We start from the raw sequence: 18753 nt of genomic DNA on the forward strand, positions 1-18753 counted from the left end.
GGCAAAATATAATTTGAATGAAACTACGAATTGAAAATTGGATTGATAATAATAATTTTTCAGAAGATGTAAATGTACTATTTACAGATGCCGTTACTTGCTATAAAGCTGGAGCGAATAGAGCCTCATTATTATTTTCATATTTGGCTTTTCTGACGATACTGAAGGAAAGAATAATTGGAGGAACTAAACCAAACTTATTTCCCCAAAGGGAATGGGACAAAATAATCTCAAAATTACAAAATGAAGACTTGTGGGAAGCAAGTGCATTTGATGCAACTCAACAACAAGAAAAAACTGACCAGACTACAAAAGAACGCACTAAAGACCCAATATTTAACCTTAATGACAATCTACGATTACAAATAAAATATTGGAAAGATAGAAGGAATGACTGCGCTCATTACAAGGATAATATTATAGACACTTTTCATATTGAGGCTTTTTGGGCATTTATAGAGAGTAATATGTCCAAAATAACAATAGAGGGTGGAATGCAATCTCTGATAAATAAAATTCATAAACATTTTGACCCAACTATTACTCCACCGGATAAAGACATTTCTCCATTAATTCAAGAGATTGAATTTTCAGTAGAAAGGTCAAAATTGAAACATTTTTGGGAAGCATTATTAAATAATGGAGAATGGGATTTCGACTTATCTATAAGGAAACAGGAACTAATTAGTAAAAGTTTAGAGGTAAATAAAGGTTTTGTAAACGATAGTTTGATTGCTATTGTCAAAGCCAATAAGTATTATTTAAAAGACTTTCTGTCGAACCATCCTGATAAAATTTTGAGCTTTAATTTTAATGAGGAAGAAGTCCGAAAATTTTGGAAAACACAATTAACTTCTTGTAACAACATTTTAGGATTATATACTTCTTTTTTAAGAAATGGTTTAATCCCACAAAATGAAATAGCAGAAGCAAATAAAACTATATTAAATGCTATAAGAGAATATTCTCCAACCATCAATGAGCATCAGATATTATCAGGAAATGGCATCTTAGATACTTTTAAACAAGTGATTTTAAACAACATTAGTTTTATTGGGTATAAGTCATATTTATGGGTAAACGATAGAGCTGATATTATTTCCGGAATAATCAAAAATTGCCCGTCCGATAAGGATATAATTATGAGATTAGTTGAGCACTATAATCAACGAGATAATTCTGATTGGTTATTGGAAAGATTTAATAATATATTTATTGATGGTAGTACCATTACCATTGAATATAAAAATATTTTGCAAACTGATAATGTAGAGATACCAGAGAAATTAAAAAAATACTTTGCTTAAATATTGTGAATAAGCAATATCAAATCGGATAGCCAAAAGGTTATCCGATTTTTTGTTTACAGAGGTAGTAAACCGCCAAACACTACCTTTCAACGCCAATCAATACTACATTTTCCAACCCTGTAACACCCCTTAATATCTTCGACTTCCACAGAAAAAATGAGCAAAAAATGGAAGTTATCGCAATACAAAAATCCGCATTGGACGGAATGAAAAATGAGCTAAGGGAAATTTTGGAAATGACCGAAAATGCTGTACGGAAATACACCCCGATTTTCAAAGAAGAGCAATGGCTCGACAACCAGGAAGTGTGTTTGATGATGAACATTACCAAACGGACTTTGCAGACCTATAAGGACAAAGGCTTATTGCCATATTCCAAACTGAACCGCAAGAATTATTATAAACGCTCGGACGTACAGGCTTTACTCGAAGCCGGACAGCCGTACAATACCAACGACAATGGATTTACTGACGAATGAAACGGAAGAAATCATCGCCCATCAGGAAATGATAATGCAGTTGAGAAACCGTATTGAAGAAATATTGAAAAACTACCGTCCTGTAATGAACGGAGAAATATACTTGTCGGGCGAAGATGTATGCAAGCTGCTCCATATCAGCAAACGGACTTTACAGCAATACCGTGACGATAATATCCTGCCGTTTATACAAATTGGGGGCAAGATAATCTATAAGGAAAGTGATATTCTGACCGTCTTAGAACAGAACTATATAGCCAATGACAGACATTGCTTGTAATTAATTTTGTTCTGACTATGTTTCAACGGAAGGACTTTAGTATATTTGCTATGTAAAATATAACAATACTTAAAGTGTTTTTGCTTTAGGTCTTGGTACTGAAAACTGGTAATTTTTTGTATCCCCAAGACAATAAGTAAGAACGCTCACGTCATAGGCGTGGGCGCTCGCTTATTCGGGGATTAAGGCGTACCAGTGCCTCAGTATCGGTAAGTGTGGTTGCCTGCGCTTCTTTTTTTTGTGCAGGGCTACATCAACTCAAAAAAGTAATGATATGGAAACTGGTACAGCACAAAAAAAAATTACCCTCGCCTTTATCAATGATAAAAGCCCGATTTTGGATTTGACCTGCAACGACCTCGCTGCTTCAGGAATTGAAGTATCGTTCCGCTCTGAAAACATTGAAGACGGACTATTCCAATTATCAGCATTAAAAACACTCCCCAACGTTTGTATTATTGACCTTGATTTTTACAATAAGAATGTGCTGGCACAGCTTCAAGAATTGAGAACACAATATCCAACCATTAAACTGATTGCACATAGTGATATTGATGCAGAAAAAGCCGTAAAATCTCTTTTAGAAATCGGTTTTGCAGGTTATCTGCTCATAGGTAGTGATGTGGACGATTTTAAAAAAGCTATTGATGTTGTTACCAATGGCGATAGATATTTTAGTGTGGGAGTAGCGGAAATTACACAGGAATATTTCAGCAATAAGTAACGTTCCAATTATAATAGTGTAAAATATCTGTTCTAATCAAGCGGCGTTCTTTTGCTTCTTTTCTTTGGTCGCTTATGTGAAAAGAAAAGAAGTCACTGCATACCTAATCATTGGGATAATGAATATCCCACATAATAATGTCGCAACCTGTTTGGTAAAATGTAGGGAAAGGAAATTGTGCAGGAGTGCATTTTGACAAAGGGGTTGCACCGATTTGATGCAAAAAGACTGCCCCGACCATCGGGAGGATCTGTCTTTTTGCCGCCCGATTTTTCGGGTCAGGCGACTTTTATCGGGTGGGTGCGGAAATCTTTCAGATTGTGAAAAAACCCCTTGTATTCGGTCATTCCTCTGCGGAATAAGTTCCACAATAAGGAACAACCCATTTGTGTCAATGAGGAATTGATAAACAAGTCCTGGTATTCCAATGCTTCGGCAAGGGAGCAACTTGGCGTGTTGTCTTCTTGTTCGGATTGCTTCAACAATTCGCCAAATTCATCGGTAACAAATGGCAGGCTTGCCACCGTTTGGTATTTCTCTGAATTGGGTTGCTTTATCTCTCCGATGGTAGATAGTAACACTTGTCCTGTATCTTGGCTGTTGCCAAAATCCAACCAATATTTTGGCTCATCTTGGTAGTGTCTGCGGTAGCTTATTTCTTTTAGAATTTCAGCAACACCAAATCTCGCCTGTACATTGTCCACACAAGTAATGGTTATGATTGCCCTTGCTTTTTCGGGTATTCTGCCAAACTTGTCCTTTTCAAATTTTACCGTTTCGGCTTTCCAATTTGTACCGATGCAACGATTGATACGGTTTATCAATGCAACCGATTTGTACAATCCTGTTTCACTTTCAAAAAAACGCTGTCTGCCTAAATTGGCACTCGTGATAACATCATCATCCCAAAGGCGGACTTGCAACCCTGCGTGTCCTAACGCTATCAAGCTCTCGTTTATTTCCATTAAAGCGGTCACTACTTTTGAGCCTGTGCCACCTGCTCCGATAAGGTTTACCGAAATCGGGTTTGTCGGATTGAGCAGATAATTGTCCGTAAAATGGATTGCTGTTTTTGCTGTATTCATCACAATAGATTTTTAAGGGTTTTGTTATTCTTTTTTAATACTTCTTTCGGAAAGGGTTTATCTGTGTTGATAAGGTCTTTCCAAAGATTTACAATGTTTTTTTTCGTCAAGTTTTCGCATAATGAATGGCTGAAATAGGAATTGAAAAAATAATGTTCCCACGCCTGTATAAATTCCTCAACCGAAGCCGAATTTTTAATGTCAATACTAACAGTACCCATACATACGTTGCCCTTTTCGTAGATATTGAAAAATGGGACGTAATGCAATGGCGTTTTCTCGGTAGGTCTTCTGTCGCTTGCCAAAGCAAATACCGTAAGACTGCTTTTGCTCGCTAACCAAAGCATTGGCGGTACTTGTGCCTTTCCGTTGGGTATGCCCAAACTATCTACAAAATACAGTTGTCTTTGCTGTGCTTTCGTGTACCATAGCACCGTACCTTTTTCGCTCGGACTGATATGCAGAATATTGGTCGGCAAAATTCCATTTGGCTTTAAAAAAGCTGTGTTCTTTTCTTCATCGGTCTGTAAAGCCTTTGCCAATACGTTGGCTTCTTTTACTGTCAATGGGTGGGCATTGGTAGGCGTTCCGTTGCTATCCATATCGAAATGCTCCACGTACATTGCTGTATCTGTTCCTTTGGTTTCATAGAAAACCAAAGCGGATTTTGGATAGTACAATGTGCCGAAATCTTTGGTTATGTCGTTTATGGTGTTCATTTTTCTGTTGATTTATAGTCATACAATAGAGTGCATAGGTCGTCCAATAAGGTAAACAAGCGGTTTTCAAAATCAAGGTTGTTTGTCTTTATTTTGCTTCCGTCAAAGGCTTTGCAAATGGTCGGTTCTTCCAATACTCCGCACTCGTTAAACTCGTTGTTGATGCTTTCTTTAAGGCTTTCATATAACCAACCTTTGGTATCGGAAATAAAAGAGATATACTTTTCCATTCCGATTGCTTCATTTTCGTAATCATCATTATAGGGGTCTTCTTCGGGCAATGGTGCATTTCTGAAAATGGTTGCGTTCGGATATTCCGTATAAAGGGCAAAGGCATTACAAGCAACTTGCCAACATTCCCTGTCGAATGTATCAAGGCTTTTAAATCGGCTCAAACGCTGTTCAAATACCTTTAAATTGATACGGTTAAATAGCTTCTGTTCTATCCTGTCGCCAATATATTCGGCATTTCTCAACTCACTTTTATACGTTTCGGTTTCGTCTGTTTCATCATCCTGTTCTACCCAATCTTTGTGCGTTTCATATAACCAATACAAATAGCTGTCTTCCTGTCTGTAATACGGCACATCGGCAATATGGTACAGATAACTGCATACCGATATAAGTAGCTGTGCGGTCTTTTTACGCTTCGGGTCTTTGAGCATTTTAAAGAGTGGTGCAATAGGAATATAATACAAGGTTGTACCTACATTATACCTTTCCTCGCTCACAAAAAAGGTTTTCTTACTATCCTGTACCAATTTGAAACTATCCCAATTTATGTTGGTACGTTTTACTTTGGTTTCCATATCCCACATAGACAATGTTATATTGTATGGAAAATCAAAATCTTTGGTCTGCATTGGCTCAATGCTGTAATGTTCAGCAAGTCGGGAAAGGGACTTGTAAAAATCCCTCTCCGTTTTCTGACAAGCCTGTACGGATTGTGCTGTTTTCAGTTTAGGCAGAAACGTACACTTTAGAATACCATTGGTAGCATTGCTATCGGTACGGACTTCTGCTTGTCTTTCTGCACTTGGTTTGCATCCTTTGGTCTTTGCATCCAATTGGCAAACTCGCCCAACTGTCGGTGCAATTGCCGTTGTCGTTTCTGTTCGGGTATGCTGATAGTTCCCGATATGATGTTGCGTTGCATAATTCATCGTTTTAAAATTTTGGTTTAACCTTTCGTACCCATTACGCTCTCAAATTTGTACTCGACTGCATCATCTTTTATTTGTGGTGCTGATACTTTTGCGGTTGTCAAAATCGGGTACATATTGGCGTAAAAATTCATTACGGCTTCCACGCTCCAACGTGGTTCTGGGTCGGTCAATCTGATGTCCTGTCCTTTATCATTGAGGATAAATACTCGCTCTAATTGGGTTGCTAATAACATAATGGTCGTTTTTAAATGTTAATACTGTTCTTCTTCGTCCGCTTCATCAATAGGATAATCGGCAGCAACTTCTTCCTCTTTTTGCGGTTCGGGTTTTGCTTCTTCCATTGCCCCGAAAAGGCTTGGTGTGGCAAACTTGTCGGACAATGATGTTTTACGCTTGCGTATCTCGTCCGCTTTTTCGGGGAACTCCGTTATATCGGGTACTTTCATCCACGCATCACGGAACTTGCCCTCTTTCTCCAACTCGTCAGCCTTTGCCATAGCATCTTTAAACTTCTTGTCTTTGGCTTCTTTTTCCTTTTTCTCCTTTTCGGCTTTTTCTTTCTCGATTGCCGATTGCTTTTTAACTTCTTCCAATTGCTTTAAGAATTTCTCCATATCCACCATTAAGCCCGATACCTTTTGTATAGGTGTGGTTATCTGCTCAAAAAACCCCTCGTCAAACTCTTGGGGTGTGGCGTTAAATGTCAATGGGGGAATAAGGTTTTTGGCACTATCTCCGCATTGTTCGTTGTTGAGCAATACTGTTACGATTAAGTTGCTTTCTATTCCTTTTGAAATGTTCAGTTGTAAAACTCCTGTAAAGTCCAACTGCTGTATCTGATTGAAAAAATTTGTGTTCATTGTTCTAAAATTTTAAAGTTTCGTCTAATCGTTTTTTGATTGTTGTCAGTTTCTCAAACATATCCGTCCAATAGGCTTTTAGCTTTTTGTCGAACTCTGAAAAACTTTTGTCCTCGTGTCGGTACTCTTTATATTGCCTTGCCATTTTAATGGCTTCTTTAAGGTTTGTTATCTCAATGGGGCAACCGTTCAAATCTGTTACTTGCATAGCTTTATGAGTGTGATTTTTCAGCGGTATAAACTCCATTTTCATAATAGCCAAATAGCTGTTCCCAAAGTCGTATTAGGCTATTGGTATCTACATAGAAATACTCGGTTCTACTGCAATAGATGATGTAAATAGCTTCGTCTTTGTATTGTGTTTCAAGGCTCTTGTCTTTAGCCATACTTTTTGCTTCCTCTATTGTTTTTGCTTTCATATCCGTTGTTTTATAAGGCTACCACCGATTAAGGCGGTAGCCTGTTGTTATTTAATTAAGGTTTAGGATTTCCGCACCGTCCAAAGCAAATGCGGTACACAATTCAAATGCTTTCTGTGATTTGAGTTGGGCAGTACCACCCAATACAATGCTCTGCAACTTAGCTTCATCGTTCTTGTAATTTCTCACGTTCTGATAGTACCCTGTCACAGCATTGTACGCTCCGAACAATGTGCCTTTGGTAGTGTCCATTTGCTGTGTATCGCTTATCATTGCATACGCAAAAGCATCCTCAACGACATTTTTGAACACGGTGGAAATTTCATCTTCCGCACCTTTTTTGATGAGGTCAAGCGTTTCCTTGTTCGGGCAAAGTGCCAACTGTATTAGCTTTCTTACCTCTCGGTCAGATACTTTTACTTTTGCCCATTCATTGAAAATTCCCTCTAATTGATTACTCAATGTGTTGGCAAGTCCCATAATCTTGTGAGCATTCTCGATACGTTGTTTTGCTCCCGAAGTGTGCTTGATACGGACAACATTGGTCATACTGCGTAACGAAGCGTTTAAGGTGTTTTGACAAACAATTCTGATAGGCGTAAATGCGGCTGTAATACTTCCGCTACCATCGTGCGAAGTGGTTAGGAAAATGTACTTTTCTGTTACATCATCGCCATTACCTACACGGATATAGTCGGGCAATTTGGCTGTGATAAAATTGCGTTCTCCGTTGCCTAACGCTCCTGCGGTTTCGTATAAAATCCCCTCGCCACCACCTACAATAGCATCAAAGAAATTAAAGGCTTCACGGTTCTGTACAATGTGGTAATCCTTGCCGACTACGCCCAATACTGCGTTGTTATCGGTGCGTATGTTGGCGAAATAGTTAGGTACTTCCAATTCGCTACTGCCTATTTCTATGCCGTTGGCAGTTTCGATAATGCCCGAACCTTTTGTAAATAGTGGGGATTTTATGACTTCGTAATCTAACCCTGCGTATTTGATAGCTTCCTCGCTTGTCGGGTATTGCTCCACGATTTGCCCCAAGTTGTGCCACGCTTTTTTTTGAACGCTGAAAAATGAATAACGCCCTGTTCTCTCGTTGAAATTGATATTATGTGCCATAATGCTTAAAATTTTGATGTTAAAAAATGATTGAATACTCGTTGTTAAAATGGGAGGTCGTCATCTACTCCCTGCGTTGTAAATCCGTTACTTTCAGATTGTGCAGTAGCCTGTACGGTTTCGGCTCTCCTGCCTCCTGCAAGCGGTTTGAAGTCAGAGGTATGAAAGTTCAAACCTGCCTTTGCTTCTCCGTCTTTACCTACCCACGCTCTTGTGCTTACCCTGCCAGTCAGTTCTACCAATAGACCTTTAGTGAGTATCTTCACTGCGTTCGGGGTTCTCCAATATGAGCAGTCGAAATAGGCGGTTTGCTCCACTCGTTCGCCCTGTTTGGTTTTGTAGCTGTCGTTTACCGCTACTGAAAAGTTTACTACTTGTTTTCCGTTTGACGTTGTGCGTACTTCCGCATCCCTTGTCAGTCTTCCTGTGATGTTCATAATCGTCCTGTTTTAAAAGTTGTACATTTTGTTACGTTCGCTTTTCTCGTTTCCTGCTTCCTGTTGTGGTTTGCTCCGCTTCGCTTCGCATAATTTTTTCCAAAAGAAAAACCGGAAAAAAGAAAGCAGATAATCCAAGCGGGCAATAGCGAAAACCAAGAAAAAAAATGATTTAATGGGGGTTCCTTTAGGGGGAAACCGTTCATTCATTTTTTTTATTGGTGGGTGTGTGCGGTGGCTGCCCGCTATAACTTAGCTGCCTTTTTACCGGTTGATTGTGGAAATATTCTGTTCTAATTTTTATGGAATAAATGACCAGGCTATGAGAGCCTGAAATAGAGGTTGGAATAATCGAAAAGTAAGGGCATAAAAAAAGCAGAACCGTTAAGTTCTGCTCTGTTGTGAAGTAATAAAAGTTAATCAGATTGCGGCTAAAAATGCTTCTTCCATAGCCTGAAATTTTGGGGCAACTAAATCCATATCCTTACTGATTTTTTGGCTTGTGATTTTGGCGTAAATCTGTGTGGTGGAAATATTTTTATGCCCCATCATTTTGCTAAGACTTTCAAGCGGTACGCCCTCGGTCAAAAACATTGTGGCGAATGTGTGACGGGCGGTGTGGAATGTAACTTTCTGTTCTGTAACAATACTCGCTTCCTCAATAAGTTTACCTATATGCGTGTTGCAAGTCGCATTGGATGGCATTGGGAATACAAAATCATTTCTTGTAACTCCACGATATTTCTCAATGATGCGTTTGGGGATTTCCAAAAGACGGACGTTGGAGGCAACATCTGATTTCTTCCTCCTGCTGATTATCCATTGGTGTCCATCAAAGAAAGACTGGATATTGCTCCATTTCAGTTTCTTAATATCAATGTAAGAAAGCCCTGTAAAGCAACTGAAAATAAAAAGGTCTTTTACAAGTTCATATCGGGGCTTAGATGGTTTCAGGAGCATTAAAGTTTCCACATCCTCTTTTAAAAGGTAGCTGCGGTCGGTTTCTTCCATACTGATTTCATAATCTTCAAAAGGATTATCCCGTATCAAGCCTTTCTTGATAGCCAATTCTGCCAAAGCAATAACTGGCATTGTGTAAACCCAAACCGTATTATGGGTACATTCCTTATCAATGCGAAGAAAGAAATCAAACTCACGGATAAAATCAGAAGTGAGTTCTCGGAAAGCCATATCGTCACGATGGTAACGCTCCCTTATAAATTCGCTAAGGTGATTGTAAACAGTGTTGTACTTGCTATATGTGCTTTGAGAGCGTTTTCCCTTAGCGACCATTTTTTCAAAGTCTTCGTTTTGGTCTTTAAAGACTTTTAGTACGGCATCTTCCATTACACCAACACCTAAAAACGAGAGCTTTACTTTTTGGGCGGTTGCAAAGCCCTCGTGCTTCAGCATATCTTCGTAAATCTTGTCGATACGTCCACGTATGTTATCCAATTTTTGGTTAACGCTCAAAGCGGTGGCACTCTTTCCCTCAACTCTTCCGTATTTTAAATCCCAATTATTAGGATTGATTTCTAACTTTGTTCCGAAAGTTTTAGGTGTTCCATCAATGGTAATACGTGCCATAATTGGTGCATTACCGTTCTTTTTCAGTTCGTTCTTTTTCAGGTAGAAAAGCAGTTTGAACGTGGACTTTTTTGTCTGTTCCATAACTCAAATGTTTAATGTTTAAAATTAAATTACATTGAGTTACAAGGGAATATAAAAATGGGTGCAAAAGACTGAAATATAATCAGTTAAGCTATATCATTACCGTTATCAATCGGTAACGAATTAGTAACCTAACCTTGTGTTTTCACGACCAAAACCTATCAGACACCGAGTTCCAAACTAAGACTACTGTTTTATAAAGCATTGTATAGCAACGGGTTTAATCGTTTTGCTTACTTTTGCTTTTTACTAATCTTTTTTATTTAAAAAAGTGCCAACTGTTTCGATTCCAATTCTAATAAAAATTGTTTTCGCTTTTTACCACCTGCATAACCTGTTAGGGATCCATCTGAACCAATTACTCTATGGCAAGGTACCAAAATTGCTATTTTATTCTTCCCATTCGCATTCGCTACAGCTCGTATCGCCAATAAATCTCCTACAGCTATAGACTGTTCTTTGTATGAACGTGTTTCTCCAAATGGTATTTTTAATAATTCGTTCCACACTTTTTTCTGAAAATCTGTTCCGATAAAATCCAATGGAACTGTAAATTCTTTTAATGCACCCTCAAAATATAAATTCAATTCTTCCTCCAAAATATTCAAAACTTCATCTTCTTCTTTTGATAAAATATCACCTATATTTTCAATCTCTTTGAGTTGTTTTTCGGTCGATTTTCCATCAAAAAATTCTAACATACAAAGTCCTTTTTCTGATTTAATCGCAAGCATTTCTCCTAAAGGAGTTTGTATTTTTTTTGAATGAAACATTTTCTGAAATTTTAGTTGAAAGTTAGAAAAATATAACCGTAATTTGGTATCAAATTTGTTGTTAAAAATATCATAAAATTAGTTTATGAAAAAATCTATATTCGCGAGTATTTTCGCTTCATTTATTATATTCTCTTGCCAATCAAAAGGTGTTCAGCAAGAAGAAAAAAAAGCGGAAACAAAAGCCGAAGTTATGAAAGCTGTAAAAGAACACAACGCTAAAAATTCTTTGGATTGGGATGGAAAATATGAAGGTGTTTTACCTTGCGCGGATTGCGAAGGAATAAAATATATTGTTGAGTTAAAAAAAGATGGTAACTTTTTTATTGAACAAGAATATTTAGGGAGAGAAACGGTTTATCAGGATGAAGGTTTTTACAAATGGGATGCTGCCGGAAATGTGTTGCACCTAAACTCAAATGTCAGCCCTCTTGTATTGAAAGTTGAGGAAAACCGATTAAAAGTATTGGATCAAGAAGGAAAAGAAATTTCTGGAAATCTAAAAGAGAAATACATTTTAAAGAAAGTAAAATAATGATCTAAAATAACAACCAACAACTAAAGTTATTGGTTGTTGTTTTTAATGAAGCAATTGATTCTTTTTTAATTCTTCATATACCTTTAAAACGCCAATTACTTTAATTTCTTCTTGCAAATACTCCTCAAAACTAAAATAACCTACTGCTTCAATCTCATTTGTTGGTTTTATATCTTCCTTCAAATCATACAAAAAACAATCTTGTTCCATCAACAAATTTTGTTCTCCGTAAGCCTCCGCTGTAATATGACAGAAATAATTTAATTCACTTTCAAGTAAATCAACATCTAATTCTTCTTTAATTTCTCTAATCAAAGCAGATTTTGAATTCTCGTCCTGATCAATTTTTCCTCCCGGTAAATACCATGCTTTTTTGTTTCCACTAAAAGTTAAAAGCAATTTATTGTTTTTTATAACCAATAAACCTGCTGTTGGCAATTGAATCATATTTTATTTCCCTAAACTTTTTTGCCATTCCCAAGCTGTACGCATACTTTCAGCTAATGGAGTTTTCGGTTTCCAACCTAACTCTTTTTCTGCAAAAGAATTATCTGCATAAGCTTCTATAATATCTCCTCCACGGCGTTCTTTCACTTGATAATTTAATTTCAAATCATTTGATTTCTCAAATGCATGAACAACCTCTAATACTGTAGAACCTGTTCCTGTTCCAAGATTAAAAAATTCTAATTTGTGTTTATTTTTATTTTCAATCAGTCTCGTAACAGCCTTTACATGCGCATCTGCCAGGTCATTTACATCAATATAATCACGAATTGCAGTTCCATCGCGTGTCGGATAATCATCACCCCAAACAGACAATGTTTCTCTAATTCCTGCTGCTGTTTGCGTAACATACGGAATCAAATTATTCGGAATTCCTTTTGGTAATTCTCCTATTTTAGCCGTTGGATGTGCCCCTACCGGATTAAAGTACCTTAAACAAATTACATTCTTATTGAAAGCAGATGAAAAATCTTCTAAAATTTCTTCTCCCATTTGCTTTGTTTTTCCATAAGGAGATTCAGGTTTTTTAAGCGGTGTTTGTTCATCAATTGGCATTTTATCCGCTTGTCCATACACCGTACAAGATGAACTGAAAATAATATTATCTGTATCAAAATCTTTCATTGCATCCAAAAGGTTGATTAATCCTAAAAGGTTATTACGATAATACATCAATGGTTTTTCGACTGATTCACCTACTGCTTTATGTGCGGCAAAATTGATAATTCCATCAATTTTATTCATTTTAAAAAATTCGTTTACTTTTTCCTGATCTTTTAAATCAATTTCAAAAAAAACAGGTTTTACAGTAGTAATAGCAGCAATTCTATCTAAAAAATCAATTTCTGTATTAGATAAATCATCAATTATCACCACTTCATAACCTGCATTTTGTAATGCAACAACTGTATGCGAACCAATATAACCTAATCCGCCAGTCACTAATATTTTACTCATTTCGTATTTTAAAGTTTCTTAGTTGTTCAAATTTATAAAAATTAAAAAGCTTCTGAAACAAATCAGAAGCTTTTTAATTTCATATTTCAATTGAAAATTATTTTCCAAAAAATTCACGAACAGCTGATGTAATGTAAGTTAATTGCTCTTCATCTAATTCTGTGTGCATTGGTAAAGAAATGACTTCTTCTACTAATTTGTTTGTGTTTGGGAAATCTGCATCATTATAATGTCCATGATCATATGCTTTTTGCTTACGTAACGGAACCGGGTAATAAATCATTGCAGGAATTTCTTTTTCTGTTAAAAACGCTTGTAATTCATTGCGTTTTCCATTCGTAACACGTAAAGTATATTGGTGAAATACATGAGTTGTATCTTCTCCTTTCACCGGAGTCAATACTTCATCAATATCTTTAAAAGCTGCTGTATAATAAGCTGCTGCTTTATTACGAGCTGCATTATAATCATTTAAAAAAGGTAATTTATGACGTAGAACTGCTGCTTGAACAGAATCTAAACGAGAATTAACTCCTACTTCATCATGGTAATAACGCTTGTACATTCCGTGATTTACAATCCCGCGTAAACGATGCGCCAATTCCTCGTCATTTGTAAAGATTGCGCCACCATCTCCATAACAACCTAAGTTCTTTGACGGGAAGAAAGATGTACAACCAATATGGCCTATTGTTCCTGCTTTTTGTCCTTTGTAATCTGCTCCAATTGCTTGGGCAGTATCTTCTACAACATATAAATGATGTTCTTTTGCAATCGCCATGATTTCGTCCATATTGGCACATTGACCAAATAAATGAACTGGGATAATTGCTTTTGTTTTTGGTGTAATTGCTGCTTTTAATTTTTCTGTATCTATTGTAAATGTATCATAATCAACATCTACTAATACAGAATTTAATTTTAACAAATCAATTACTTCAACTGTAGCAGCGAATGTGAAATCTGCTGTAATCACCTCATCTCCTGGTTCTAAACCTAAAGCCATTAAAGCAATTTGTAAAGCATCAGTTCCGTTTCCACAAGGAATGACATGCTTTACCTTTAAATATTCTTGTAATTCAGTTTCAAATTGTTTCACTTCAGGACCATTAATGAAAGCGGCCGAATCTAAAACATTCATAATTGCAGCATCAACGTCTCCTTTTATTTTTTGGTATTGACTTTGTAAGTCAACCATTTGTATTTTTTTCATAGCTTAATGAATCTTTCAAATCTACAACTTCAAAAAGTTGTTATTATTACAACAAATGTACAAAAAAAGCTCATTCTAAATTTTTAACTTTGCAACATTGTGCAAGGATTTTATAACACATCGATTAAGGCGTACGGAATGGCGCTAAAATTGGCCTCGAATTTTAACGAAAAAGCAAAACTTTGGGTAGACGGTCGTAGAAATTGGGAAGAAAAAATAGCCTCTAAAATTTCTGAAACCGATAAAGTTTTATGGGTACACTGCTCCTCTTTGGGCGAGTTTGAGCAAGGTCGACCTGTAATTGAAGAACTGAAAGAAAAATATCCGACACATAAAATAGCCGTTTCTTTTTTTTCTCCTTCAGGTTATGAAATCAGAAAAAATTATCAAGGTGCAGATTTGATCTTTTATTTGCCTTTGGACACCAAATCAAATGCCGAAAAATTAATAAAAGTTCTTCATCCTGAGATTTTAATCTTAGTGAAATATGAATACTGGTTCAATTTAATTTCAGCCTTACACCAACACAATATTCCGACTATCGTTGTTTCTTCGATTTTTAGAAAGAGTCAGAATTTTTTCAAAAAAAACGGAAACAACTGGTTTGCAAAAAAGCTGAAGTTAATTCATCACTTTTTTGTTCAAAACCAACAATCAAAAGAGTTATTAGACGCGATACAAATTTCACAAAATACAATTGCAGGTGATACACGGTTTGACCGTGTCAAACAAATTATTCATCAGGACAATCAGTTGGATTTTATGAATTATTTCAAAGGAAATTCCAAACTAATTGTTGTTGGAAGCTCATGGCCAAAGGATGAAGAATTATTTGTGGAACTAATCAATCAAAACTTAAAAGAGGATTGGAAAATTCTTTTTGCACCGCATAATTTAAATGAATCGGCAATCAATTCTTTCTTGGTTCAAGTCGATTCAAAAGCGATAAAATATTCAGATTTAGACAAAACAACTGAGCAAGATTTAACCCTTTCGAAAGTGTTTATTCTGAATACAATCGGAATTTTATCAAAAGTCTATGCTTATGCAGACATTACGTACATTGGTGGTGGTTTTGGTGCTGGAATTCACAATACATTAGAAGCTGTAACATTTGGCAATCCTGTTGTTTTTGGTCCTAAATACAAAAAATTTCAAGAAGCTGTCGATTTAATAGAGATTGGCGGAGGTTTTTCGATTTCGAATCAACAAGATTTTAACAACATCATGAACCGCTTGATGAATGACGAAAATTTCAGAAAAGAAAGCGGACAAAAAGCAGGAAACTTTGTCCAAAATTCTCCAAATGCCACAAAAATTATTTTAGACTATTTGGATCAAATTTTATAAATCTCATAATTTTACCACTTTTTAACAAAAAAGGCATAAAAATTGTGAATCGAAAAGCATTATTGATTTTTTGAAAAGCAAATCAATCTTATCTATGAATAAAACTTTACTTTTGAATTAAATATAAAATAACTCAGACTTAAGTAATAAAAAAATGAAGAAACTAATCTTAGGAATAGCACTTTTCGGTGGATTAAGTGCAGCAAACGCGCAAATTGATTTAGGAATAAAAGGAGGACTTAACTTCCCAACTTTATCTGGTGATTCTAGAAAATTATATGATGATCAAACAAAATTCAGAACAGACTTTTATGTTGGTGGTTATGCCAACTACAAAGTAACAGATCAAATTAGTTTTCAACCCGAGCTTTTATACTCAAAACAAGGTGCCGGATTAAAAACAACTGATAATTCTAATGCCAAAATTGTAACACATAACATTAATATTCCTTTGATGGGACGTTATGAAATTATGGATGGTTTAAATGTTGAATTTGGTCCTCAATTAGGATTTTTAGTTTCTGCGAAAGCGAAAAGTGAAGAAGGAAAGACAGACACAAAAGTAAAAGTTACGGATAATTTCAAAACGTTTGATTTTGGACTAAACTTTGGTGCCGGTTACAAAATTACAGATGAATTAGAAATCAATGCCCGCTTTACAAAAGGATTATCAAACATCAATAATGTCTTCCCTCAAGGAATGAATGATAACTACAAAATTACCAATACTTACTTTAGCGTTGGTGTCGCATACAAATTAACAGAAATGTAATTTCATATCGCATACAACATATTGAAGGGGCTTTTTGCTCCTTTTTTTATGCTATCTTGTTAAATATTTCTAAAACAGCTCTCTAAATTCAAATTAAATTCTATATTTGTAGTAACAAAATTACAATTGTAGATATGAAAGTTAAATTATCAAGAAGAGAAGAAGAAGTCATGGAAGTAATTTGGAGTGGAAAACAGGTTTTCGCCAAAGATATTATAGATTCTTATGACGAACCGAAACCTGCAAATACTACAATTTCTACCTTATTAAAAAGAATGCATGACAAAGGATATATTGACTACGAGCAAATGGGAAACTCGCGCCGATACTTCGCTTTGGTTAAAAAAGAAGATTATTTTTCGAAAGAAGTAAAAGGAATGATTTCAAACTTCTTTAATAATTCGACAACTCAATTTGCTTCATTTTTTGCAAAATCTAACAATATGTCTGTCGAAGAATTGGAAACATTACGTGACATTATTGACAATGAAATAGACCGTAAAAAGAAATAGCCTATGGTTGCTTTTTTTATAAAATTTATACTTTGTTCCGGATTTTTATATTCCTTTTATAAACTTTTCCTGGAACGTGAAAGCATGTATAAAATCAACCGATTTTATCTGCTCTTTTCATTGGTATTTTCATTGATTGCACCATTGTATAAAATTGATTTGCCAATTACAGCCAACGAAACAAATATTTCACCGGAACTTTTAGCTTTACTGATGCAGAACCCTGAATTGTTTCAACCTGAAGGAGGAATTAATTTCGGTGATATTCTTAAGTTCTGTTATAGTATAATTGCTCTCGTGTTCCTTGTAAGATTTCTCTACAATTTATATGAACTGATGTTTAAAATAAAAACAGATGAAAGGATTAACGATGATAAAATTACTTATATTCTCGATTTAGAATCGAATCAACCTTATAGTTTCTGGAATTATATTTTTATTCCCCAAAAACAATTAAAAAATTTGCACCAGAACTTAATTGATCACGAAAAGGCACATTGTCTTCAAAAACATAGTGTTGATATTCTTTTGATCGAAATTTTTCATATTCTTTTCTGGTTCAATCCGTTCATTTATTTCTACAAAAAATCAATCAAATTAAATCATGAATTTTTAGCGGATGAATATGTTTTAAAAAGAAATTCTGATTTAAAAACGTATCAACATCAAATTTTAGACTGTATTGCAACACAAAGTCCGTCGATGATGGCAAGTAATTTCAATTTTATTCTAACCAAAAAACGCCTGCTTATGATGACAAAAAATACCTCGAAGCGAAAAGTAAAAATTCTTTCGTTTGCTTCAGTACCCTTTATTTTGAGTGCTTTTGTATTATTTAGTCAAAAATCTTTTGCTCAAGAAGTAGAGAAAAAAGCTAAAAAAGTAGAACAAGCTTTAGAAAAACCTGTTCAGTCACAAGCTGGTTTGATTTATGATCATGTAAATAATTTTGGAGATTCTATTCCTAAAACAGAAAGAACAACTGAGTATAATAAGGCCGAAAAAACAGAGAAAGTTTTGACAAAAGATGAGTTGAAGAATCTCTTGAAAAATAATACTCAAAACAAAATTATCTTAAACGATGCCGGAGATATCATCTTGAATGATTCGATAAAAATAAAAGACATCGTAATGAAGAAAGAGATGATTCCTACAATTTTATACAAGAACGATGGTAAGATCTTGCAAAAGATTGATCCAAAAGATATCGACAAAATGCTTGTAAAAAAGGATGAAGGATTAATCGAAATTATCAAAAAAGATTCTTCTATTATACGAATATTCAATTTCGAAAAAAATGTTCCAAAAATCAATAAAAAAACTTTAAAAAGTAGAGGTTCAGCTAAAATACCAGTTACTCCAAATCATATTTCTCTAAAAAATGGGTATTCCATCTATACAGATAAAAACGGTGCAGAACATAAAATTTTAAACTCCGAAGTGAATAAAATTTATTTAACAAATACAGCCAAAGAAATCACCGGAAAAGTTGAAATAAATTTCCCTAATATTCCAAAAACAGCAAAAAAAATAAAAAGTGATCCTGAAGAAGGAAAAGAAAACATGAATATAACTTTTGTTCCTTCTACAAAAGGCTATACATTCAATTACACCTATACCGACTCAAATCAACCTTTATCAGACCATTTGGATCAACGAATGAAGGAATTAAAAATTGAAGAACAAAACACTAAAAAACAAATAAAAGAAGTCGAACGCTTACAACGAGAAGAACGTAAAAAAGCAAAAAAATAATCAAAATAAAAATCCGGCATATTTTACAGCCTATTTACAAAGGAAGTTCTGCGAGCTTCCTTTTTTATTTCATCGTGTTTTGAGTTTCGAATTTTATAATC

23 protein-coding genes are annotated in these 18753 nt (G+C 35.3%); 9 read left to right on the forward strand and 14 right to left on the reverse strand.

Annotated features, from left to right (window positions below):
- The first annotated feature begins 17 nt into the window (after nt 1-17).
- The 4 genes from H277_RS0107180 (at nt 18) to H277_RS0107195 (ending at nt 2793) form a co-directional block, all read left to right on the forward strand.
- On the forward strand, nt 18-1307 hold the full coding sequence (locus H277_RS0107180) for a hypothetical protein (protein ID WP_019974908.1): 1290 nt from the start codon (nt 18-20) through the stop codon (nt 1305-1307).
- A gap of 170 nt (nt 1308-1477) precedes the next feature.
- Entirely contained in the window at nt 1478-1789 is a 312-nt protein-coding gene (locus H277_RS0107185; RefSeq protein ID WP_019974909.1) for a helix-turn-helix domain-containing protein, read from the forward strand.
- A complete protein-coding gene (locus tag H277_RS0107190) occupies nt 1770-2069 on the forward strand; it encodes a helix-turn-helix domain-containing protein (RefSeq protein WP_019974910.1) in 300 nt (99 codons plus the stop codon). Before H277_RS0107185 ends, H277_RS0107190 begins: the two co-directional genes overlap by 20 nt.
- Nucleotides 2070-2343: 274 nt before the next feature.
- Nucleotides 2344-2793: a response regulator gene (locus H277_RS0107195; protein WP_019974911.1), complete on the forward strand. Its 450-nt coding sequence runs from the start codon at nt 2344-2346 to the stop codon at nt 2791-2793.
- A gap of 278 nt (nt 2794-3071) precedes the next feature.
- On the opposite strand, the gene H277_RS0107200 is transcribed toward H277_RS0107195, so the two are convergent.
- The 11 genes from H277_RS0107200 to H277_RS18765 form a co-directional block, all read right to left on the reverse strand.
- Nucleotides 3072-3878, reverse strand: a complete 807-nt coding sequence (locus tag H277_RS0107200) for a PRTRC system ThiF family protein (protein ID WP_019974912.1) — start codon at nt 3876-3878, stop codon at nt 3072-3074.
- Entirely contained in the window at nt 3878-4597 is a 720-nt protein-coding gene (locus tag H277_RS0107205) for a PRTRC system protein B (protein WP_019974913.1), read from the reverse strand. The genes H277_RS0107200 and H277_RS0107205 overlap by 1 nt, the downstream gene beginning before the upstream one ends.
- Nucleotides 4594-5760 carry a hypothetical protein gene (locus H277_RS0107210; RefSeq protein ID WP_019974914.1) on the reverse strand — a complete coding sequence of 389 codons (1167 nt, stop codon included), beginning with the start codon at nt 5758-5760 and terminating at the stop codon, nt 4594-4596. The genes H277_RS0107205 and H277_RS0107210 overlap by 4 nt, the downstream gene beginning before the upstream one ends.
- Before the next feature lie 17 nt (nt 5761-5777).
- Nucleotides 5778-5996: a PRTRC system protein C gene (locus H277_RS0107215; RefSeq protein WP_019974915.1), complete on the reverse strand. Its 219-nt coding sequence runs from the start codon at nt 5994-5996 to the stop codon at nt 5778-5780.
- Between the two features lie 18 nt (nt 5997-6014).
- Nucleotides 6015-6623, reverse strand: a complete 609-nt coding sequence (locus tag H277_RS0107220; protein WP_019974916.1) for a PRTRC system protein E — start codon at nt 6621-6623, stop codon at nt 6015-6017.
- 4 nt (nt 6624-6627) lie between these two features.
- Nucleotides 6628-6870 (reverse strand): hypothetical protein, encoded by a 243-nt coding sequence (locus H277_RS0107225; RefSeq protein WP_244874884.1) that lies wholly within the window; start codon nt 6868-6870, stop codon nt 6628-6630.
- Complete coding sequence (locus H277_RS19980) at nt 6836-7009, reverse strand: DNA-binding protein (protein WP_244874885.1); 174 nt, start codon at nt 7007-7009, stop codon at nt 6836-6838. Before H277_RS19980 ends, H277_RS0107225 begins: the two co-directional genes overlap by 35 nt.
- A gap of 84 nt (nt 7010-7093) precedes the next feature.
- Nucleotides 7094-8167 carry a DUF932 domain-containing protein gene (locus H277_RS0107230; RefSeq protein ID WP_019974918.1) on the reverse strand — a complete coding sequence of 358 codons (1074 nt, stop codon included), beginning with the start codon at nt 8165-8167 and terminating at the stop codon, nt 7094-7096.
- Nucleotides 8168-8211: 44 nt separating this feature from the next.
- Nucleotides 8212-8604 (reverse strand): single-stranded DNA-binding protein, encoded by a 393-nt coding sequence (locus H277_RS0107235; RefSeq protein ID WP_019974919.1) that lies wholly within the window; start codon nt 8602-8604, stop codon nt 8212-8214.
- A gap of 420 nt (nt 8605-9024) precedes the next feature.
- Nucleotides 9025-10275 (reverse strand): site-specific integrase, encoded by a 1251-nt coding sequence (locus tag H277_RS0107245; protein ID WP_019974921.1) that lies wholly within the window; start codon nt 10273-10275, stop codon nt 9025-9027.
- Between the two features lie 263 nt (nt 10276-10538).
- Nucleotides 10539-11048: a methylated-DNA--[protein]-cysteine S-methyltransferase gene (locus tag H277_RS18765; protein ID WP_019974922.1), complete on the reverse strand. Its 510-nt coding sequence runs from the start codon at nt 11046-11048 to the stop codon at nt 10539-10541.
- A gap of 85 nt (nt 11049-11133) precedes the next feature.
- On the opposite strand from H277_RS18765, the gene H277_RS0107255 reads away from it, so the two are divergent.
- Nucleotides 11134-11583, forward strand: coding sequence for a copper resistance protein NlpE (locus H277_RS0107255; RefSeq protein WP_019974923.1), 450 nt, complete (start codon nt 11134-11136; stop codon nt 11581-11583).
- A gap of 45 nt (nt 11584-11628) precedes the next feature.
- On the opposite strand, the gene H277_RS0107260 is transcribed toward H277_RS0107255, so the two are convergent.
- From H277_RS0107260 to H277_RS0107270, 3 genes are all read right to left on the reverse strand, one after another.
- On the reverse strand, nt 11629-12033 hold the full coding sequence (locus tag H277_RS0107260; RefSeq protein ID WP_019974924.1) for an NUDIX hydrolase: 405 nt from the start codon (nt 12031-12033) through the stop codon (nt 11629-11631).
- Nucleotides 12034-12036: 3 nt separating this feature from the next.
- Nucleotides 12037-13050 carry a UDP-glucose 4-epimerase GalE gene (gene galE, locus H277_RS0107265; RefSeq protein WP_019974925.1) on the reverse strand — a complete coding sequence of 338 codons (1014 nt, stop codon included), beginning with the start codon at nt 13048-13050 and terminating at the stop codon, nt 12037-12039.
- A gap of 97 nt (nt 13051-13147) precedes the next feature.
- Complete coding sequence (locus tag H277_RS0107270) at nt 13148-14263, reverse strand: DegT/DnrJ/EryC1/StrS family aminotransferase (protein WP_019974926.1); 1116 nt, start codon at nt 14261-14263, stop codon at nt 13148-13150.
- 99 nt (nt 14264-14362) lie between these two features.
- On the opposite strand from H277_RS0107270, the gene H277_RS0107275 reads away from it, so the two are divergent.
- The 4 genes from H277_RS0107275 to H277_RS0107290 all read left to right on the forward strand — a co-directional run bounded on the left by H277_RS0107275 (nt 14363) and on the right by H277_RS0107290 (nt 18652).
- Nucleotides 14363-15613: a 3-deoxy-D-manno-octulosonic acid transferase gene (locus H277_RS0107275; RefSeq protein ID WP_019974927.1), complete on the forward strand. Its 1251-nt coding sequence runs from the start codon at nt 14363-14365 to the stop codon at nt 15611-15613.
- A 154-nt stretch (nt 15614-15767) separates the two neighbouring features.
- On the forward strand, nt 15768-16385 hold the full coding sequence (locus H277_RS18770; RefSeq protein WP_019974928.1) for a porin family protein: 618 nt from the start codon (nt 15768-15770) through the stop codon (nt 16383-16385).
- Nucleotides 16386-16519: 134 nt separating this feature from the next.
- On the forward strand, nt 16520-16897 hold the full coding sequence (locus H277_RS0107285; protein WP_019974929.1) for a BlaI/MecI/CopY family transcriptional regulator: 378 nt from the start codon (nt 16520-16522) through the stop codon (nt 16895-16897).
- 84 nt (nt 16898-16981) lie between these two features.
- Nucleotides 16982-18652, forward strand: coding sequence for a M56 family metallopeptidase (locus tag H277_RS0107290; protein WP_019974930.1), 1671 nt, complete (start codon nt 16982-16984; stop codon nt 18650-18652).
- Nucleotides 18653-18753 lie beyond the last annotated feature (101 nt).

Origin of the sequence: Empedobacter brevis NBRC 14943 = ATCC 43319 (assembly GCF_000382425.1) — a bacterium.
GTDB classification, from domain to species: Bacteria; Bacteroidota; Bacteroidia; order Flavobacteriales; family Weeksellaceae; genus Empedobacter; species Empedobacter brevis.